The sequence below is a fragment of the Methylocystis silviterrae genome (genome assembly GCF_013350005.1).
In the GTDB taxonomy this organism is placed as follows: Bacteria; Pseudomonadota; Alphaproteobacteria; order Rhizobiales; family Beijerinckiaceae; genus Methylocystis; species Methylocystis silviterrae.
The window spans coordinates 1-824 of the sequence record NZ_JABVWW010000058.1 but is presented as its reverse complement, the minus strand read 5'-3'; the positions used below and the strand labels follow the sequence as shown (position 1 = coordinate 824).

The 824-nt window shown below is 51.2% G+C and carries 1 protein-coding gene; it reads right to left on the bottom strand.

Annotation, left to right across the window (positions count from 1 at the left end):
- On the bottom strand, positions 1-617 hold a 617-nt coding region (locus HUN39_RS18930), incomplete at its 3' end, for an ATP-dependent endonuclease (protein WP_175095977.1).
- Positions 618-824: the final 207 nt, after the last annotated feature.

The window sequence follows — 824 nt, the reverse complement described above, 5'->3', positions numbered from 1 at the left end:
TCATTGGCGCTTCCTTTCGGAAGCTGTGAATCACGACATCGCGCCCAAGCCAACAACTTTATAGGTCCGAGCCCTAATGCGCCACACTCAAGGACAAAAATTCCATCCTCCGCTTTGACTTTCAAAAATGCACGAAGTGCGTCTCGCTCCGCATTTTGCAGTTGCGGCTTGAGTTGGCGTCGCCGCGACTTGATGTAGTCCCATAGAGATCGCGCGTCAGAGCAGTCACCGGTGGCCATTGCTTCGTCGATCCGAGCGACCAGCTCAGCGCCGTCACGACTCGACGCGTCCTCGATTACTTTTTTTTTGATCTCGGTCGCATTCAGCACAAACAAGCACTTGATGCTCTCGTCACCAATCTGCTCGAGATAATCTTGATCAGCGATCAATTGCGTCTCAACCGCACATGCCTCAAGGAGCTTCTGATACGCAGAAAATAAGCCCTTCCCGCCGACCGACACAACCTCAACAGTCTTTTCATCTGCACGACTACCTCGTCCCAAGTGAGCTTCAATCACGCGTTCAAAAAAAATTCTGTCCGAAACGCCCTCCACTAAAACTACCTTATCACAAAAGAACACGCGCTCGTTATTCTGCGTATTTACGATATTGAACAAGTGCTTCGCGTTTGGAAGCTCTTCCGAGTTAAGGCGGACAATTCTACTTCTTTGATTTTCGCTGTATACACGAGAGACATACTGAATAGAGGCTGGCGAAACGAACGTCGGCGAATGCGTCGCCATGAGAAACTGGACACCTCCAATAACCGGGCTTTTCGTGGACTGGCTGTTGGGCGTGAGGCGGCTCGAGGCCATCCTTCCGGG